The 4,789-nt window shown below is 48.7% G+C and carries 6 protein-coding genes; 5 read left to right on the top strand and 1 reads right to left on the bottom strand.

Features of this window, described 5'->3' with window-relative positions; genetic code table 11:
• The first annotated feature begins 265 nt into the window (after positions 1-265).
• The 4 genes from DBO31_RS09115 to DBO31_RS09130 all read left to right on the top strand — a co-directional run bounded on the left by DBO31_RS09115 (position 266) and on the right by DBO31_RS09130 (position 3,200).
• Entirely contained in the window at positions 266-688 is a 423-nt protein-coding gene (locus DBO31_RS09115) for a hypothetical protein (RefSeq protein WP_075581282.1), read from the top strand.
• A 217-nt stretch (positions 689-905) separates the two neighbouring features.
• Positions 906-1,262, top strand: coding sequence for a hypothetical protein (locus DBO31_RS09120; protein WP_150824996.1), 357 nt, complete (start codon positions 906-908; stop codon positions 1,260-1,262).
• A gap of 41 nt (positions 1,263-1,303) precedes the next feature.
• Entirely contained in the window at positions 1,304-1,882 is a 579-nt protein-coding gene (locus DBO31_RS09125; RefSeq protein ID WP_150824997.1) for a lecithin retinol acyltransferase family protein, read from the top strand.
• Between the two features lie 25 nt (positions 1,883-1,907).
• Positions 1,908-3,200, top strand: coding sequence for a Na+/H+ antiporter NhaC family protein (locus DBO31_RS09130; RefSeq protein WP_075581279.1), 1,293 nt, complete (start codon positions 1,908-1,910; stop codon positions 3,198-3,200).
• Between the two features lie 93 nt (positions 3,201-3,293).
• Here the strand turns inward: DBO31_RS09130 and DBO31_RS09135 are convergent, their stop codons facing one another.
• Positions 3,294-4,115 carry a Cof-type HAD-IIB family hydrolase gene (locus tag DBO31_RS09135; RefSeq protein ID WP_059075347.1) on the bottom strand — a complete coding sequence of 274 codons (822 nt, stop codon included), beginning with the start codon at positions 4,113-4,115 and terminating at the stop codon, positions 3,294-3,296.
• A 158-nt stretch (positions 4,116-4,273) separates the two neighbouring features.
• Here DBO31_RS09135 and DBO31_RS09140 point away from each other — a divergent pair.
• Positions 4,274-4,789, top strand: a 516-nt coding sequence (locus tag DBO31_RS09140) for a sugar-binding domain-containing protein (protein ID WP_304466354.1), incomplete at its 3' end; no start/stop codon positions are given.

The following is a 4,789-nucleotide window of genomic DNA, read 5'->3' on the forward strand; positions in this document are numbered from 1 at the left end:
ACAAAGAAGCCGGGTATGCCGCAAGGGAAGTGCCAGGAGCTATTTTACCGGCAGGCCTATAACAAAGAAGCCGGGTATGCCGCAAGGGAAGTATCTATCAACTTCTCACGACATGGCAGTGTAGGGAAAAAATTAACCGCTACATCCCATTCTTCAACGCTTCTATTCAGGGTATTGATAAATTCATCCGTACGTTCAAGGAAAATCCGAAACGGGCTATATGGGCAACTATTAAGTACATCATTCTTCCGTATGGTTTATCAGTATGGGACGTACGTTGGCCAAAACATTGGATAAGCCAATTGAATCATTGCGCGGTAAGGACCGCCCGACTGAACCCGCTAAATATTGGTATGAATTACCCGTCATTGGCAGTTTTGTCAGAAACGACGATAGTCAGCGGTCGGAATATGTAGACCGGCTGTATGATTTGTCGGACCAGATGGAAATTGATTACAAACGGAGTGATAGCTATGCATTCCAGAAAGGTAAGAAAGGCGCAAAAGTACCAACGGAATTAGCGCAGGTGCGCACGGCAATGAAAACCGTATCAAAGCTTAATAAGGAAATACGTGACATACAGGATAATCCAAAGATGAGTGCAGAAGAGAAGCGGATGCAGATTGATACCAGGAAAGTCAAGATGCGTGGGATTGCAAAGAAAGCTGTACTCAAACTGGGAGACTAAAAAGAAGGCACACTGTCCGTAATGGATGGTGTGCCCTTTATCGTTCCTGCCGTCAAAAAATCGTCAAAAATAACTGGTTAAATGTGGTTAAATGTAGGCAATCGTGATTAATACAATGATTTATAGTATGTTGATTATGGCCAGTTTTGTCACTTTTGATAAAATGTGAGACAATTTTATTGCTTTTTAGCATACACAGGGAATATCCCGTGAATTCGTGTCAGGGCGGATCCAGGCAGAGACCGTATCAGCTATGCCGGATAACCTGTTTTGCCAGACTCTTTGCCAGCTGCCGGGTATTGGCCGATGGACGGCGGAAATGCTGCTCATTCATTGCCTGGAGCGGACCGCTGTGATGAGCTATGGGGAACTTGCCATATTACGGGGCCTGCGCATGATATACCGGCACCGGAACATCACCAAAGACCTGTTCTGCCGGTATCAGAAACGGTATTCCCCTTATGGTACGGTGGCCAGTATATATATCTGGGCCGTTTCTGCCGGGGCCGTTCCCGGGCTTACCAATCCGGCAGAAGCTGTGAAAAAGACAGTTGGAAAAATGGACAAATCATAGTAGAATAATGCCAGAAAACATAAACGCAGGGAGACGGCATTATGGCTATTGATTTGAATTCGATTGTATCACTGCTCACCGATGATGGATCACCGGAGCATTGGGAAATACAGATTCCCCGGCAGGGAGATCATATACGCGTACGCCGGCTGGGCGGATTGTATTATCATCACGGGATTTATGTCAGCGATGAGGAAGTCATCGCTTTTGCCGGAGATGATGACTATAATCCCATTGACTGGTGGGACACGGAAATCAGGGCGACTTCTCTGGAAGAGTTTCGTCAGGGTGGCATCATTGAAGTGCGGCAGTATACGGAGAAAGAACAGGAACAACTTTGCCCGGTCCCTGAAACCATTGCCTTTGCCAGGGCCTGTATTGGCAATAAAAAATATGACCTGCTGTTTCATAATTGCGAACATTTTGCCAATGCCTGCAAGCTCGGCGTGTACCGCAGTTATCAGACGGAACAGATCCTTTTTGGCAAGGCCATTCCAAAAGCGCTGGAATGTCTGGGTGATGAAACACAGCGTGAGACGTGGCTGAAAGAAGCTGTGCAGGATTTAAAAGCCCAGGTCCTGGATAAGCTGCGACGCGATTCAGAAAAATCAGATTCATGAGGCGTGGGGGATTTTACTGAAGAAGGTGTTTTACGTGGCGTGGCTGGTACTGGGACTATTTGTAGTATCCCTGATTTTTTGTGTAATATTTCATTTTTCTGTTGTCTGGGCACTGGCGGCAGGATATATATTCTTTTTTTCCTATGGCCTATGGCGTCATATCCCTGCCGGAGAGTTGTGGCAAAATTCCTTACGCGGCTTGAAAACGGTCAGTACCATTCTGATGGTTATGGTACTGATTGGCATGCTGACGACGGTCTGGCGGGCCGGTGGCACGATTCCCATGATTGTATCGCTGGCAGGAAATATGATCCGGCCGGAAGTGTTCTTCGTCATGACCTTTGTGCTGAACTGCTGTATTTCCTGTCTCACCGGGACGGCATTTGGCACGGCCGCTACCATGGGGGTCATCTGTATGTCTGTAGCCAATTTCCTGGGAGCCAGTCCGGTATGGACCGGGGGCGCCATCATGAGCGGGGCTTTTTTTGGCGACCGCTGTTCGCCCCTTTCGACGAGTGCCCTTTTGGTAGCTGCCGTGACGCATACGGACTTCTTTCATAATCTCGTGCTCATGGCACGCCGTGCTATAATACCGTTTGTCCTGTCCTGCGTCATCTATGGACTGGCAGGATGGCATTCCGGAAGCAGTGCAGGGATGGGGCTGGACGTATGGCATTTATTTTCTTCATCGTTCCAGCTGCACTGGCTGACGCTCATACCGGCGATACTGATTATTGTGTGTTCCCTGTTGCAGATGGATGTGCGCAAAACGATGGGACTAAGTATTTTCGTCGCCTTTGTCCTGACCGTGACGCTCCAGCATATGGCGGTGGCTGATCTCCTCCCTATGCTCCTTACGGGATATCGTTGTCCCGAACCGGCACTGGCGGCGCTTCTCGACGGTGGTGGCGTATTGTCGATGCTTCCTTCCATTGCCATTATTGGCCTGTCGGCAACCTACGCCGGTTTGTTTGAACGTACGGGACTGCTTCTGGGAATCCGGCACGGTGTGATGGTGCTGAAAAAATGGCTCAATCCCTTTGGATGCATCTGGATTGTGTCCTTTTTTATCAGTATGGTTTCCTGCGCCCAGACGCTGGCCGTCATCCTGACTGAGCAAATCTGTCAGGACCTGGTACAGGATAAGGAAGACATGATGCTGGCTTTGGAAGATACGGTCATTGTCAGTGCAGCCCTCATTCCCTGGTGCATAGCCGCAGCGGTACCACTGGCAGCTGTATCGGCTCCCGTATCCAGTCTGGCTGCTGCGGTCTATCTGTATCTTCAGCCTCTGTGGAGCTGGAGACAGTGGAAATGATCCTTGACCTGCAATGATAATGTATATAGAAAATCCGAACAAAAAACGGAGCTTGCCATGATGGTACTTTTTTCATGGTAAGCTCCGTTTTTGCTATTGTTTCAAAATAAATCGTTCGATGGCTTCTGCGACGGCACCTTCGTTATTGGTAGCTTCTGTGACGACGTTGCAGTACGGCCGGATGGCTTCGTTCAGATTGTGGACGCCGACGCTGAAAGACGCGGCTTTCAGCATTTCCGTGTCGTTGATATTATCGCCAATAGCCAGCGTCTGGCTGATGGGAATATGAAGCAGTCCTGCCAGTTTCCGCAGGGCCGTTCCTTTCGTGACGTTTTTATGGTTGAATTCGATGTACCGGTCACTGGAGTAGCTGACTGTCACGTCGTCGAGGAGAGAGCCGAGCTGCTGTCGGTATCGGTTGAGTGTCGGAAGATCCGGATCCATATAGACGATTTTATAGACTGTCTGCCCTTTGAGAAAATCGAGGGATGGTTCAAATGTTTCTATGTTGGGCATGCGCCCTTCGAGGAATGCCCGTTCAAAGGGAACGTAATTATACAAATATACCTTGCCATAGGGGTAGATATGCATGGTGATATGGTGAGCTACGCCAAAGTCGTAAAGAGCGCTGGCAATATCCCAGGGAAGCCCGTCTTCATAGAGAATGTCATTATGACTGTTTTCCGTAATGAGGGCCCCGTTATAGGAAATGACATATTCTCCCGGTTTTTGGTAAATGCCCAGTGTTTCCTGGATATGATTCAACGATTCAAAGCCCCGGCCCGTGCAGGGAACGAAATGAAGCCCTGCTCCGATAGCCTGGCGTATTGTCTGGATATTGCGCGTACAGATGGTGGCATCGTCACTGAGAAGAGTGCCATCCATATCACAGGTCATGAGAGTATAAGATAACATGGTGTGTCCTTTCACAAAAAAATTAGTATTCCTGTTCCTTACTTACTATACCTTTCATGACGGCCGCTGACAAGAGGGGAAGAAAAAAGACTGGACAGACCGGGCGTTTATCCGTATAATATAGTTGTTTCGTTTACATTTGGAAAGGTATTGAACAAATGAAAAAGTTAGTAGATGATCCACGTCTGATATATAAATGTTGTGATTTGTATTACCGTCAGGAAAAGAGTCAGCAGGAAATTTGTGACATCTTCGGCGTATCCCGGCCATCGGTATCGCGGATGCTGAAATCAGGACGGGAACTGGGCATTGTACGCATTGAAATAGTCAATCCCGATGCTACGGCCTATGGACAACTGGAACGGCAGCTCGAAGAGGCTTTTTCCCTGAAAGAAGCCATCGTGGTTTGTGACAGTCCAGCACAGAGCGGAGCGGAAGTTGGCTGCAGCGCCCTGGGAAGTGCGGCTTTATCCTATCTGGCACGGGTGCTGCACAACGGCGATTACGTTGGGATTTCTATGGGATGGACACTGCTGCAGACGATAAAAGCAGAGTGCGGGAATTTGGAACCGGTCCATTGTACCTTTGTTCCCCTGGTGGGAGGTATCGGCGAAGGGAGTGAAACCCATGCCAATTTTCTCACGGGTGAATTCGCACGGCGTTTTGGCGGGGAG

The organism is Megasphaera sp. DJF_B143 (assembly GCF_900320625.1).
GTDB classification, from domain to species: domain Bacteria; phylum Bacillota; class Negativicutes; order Veillonellales; family Megasphaeraceae; genus Megasphaera; species Megasphaera hexanoica.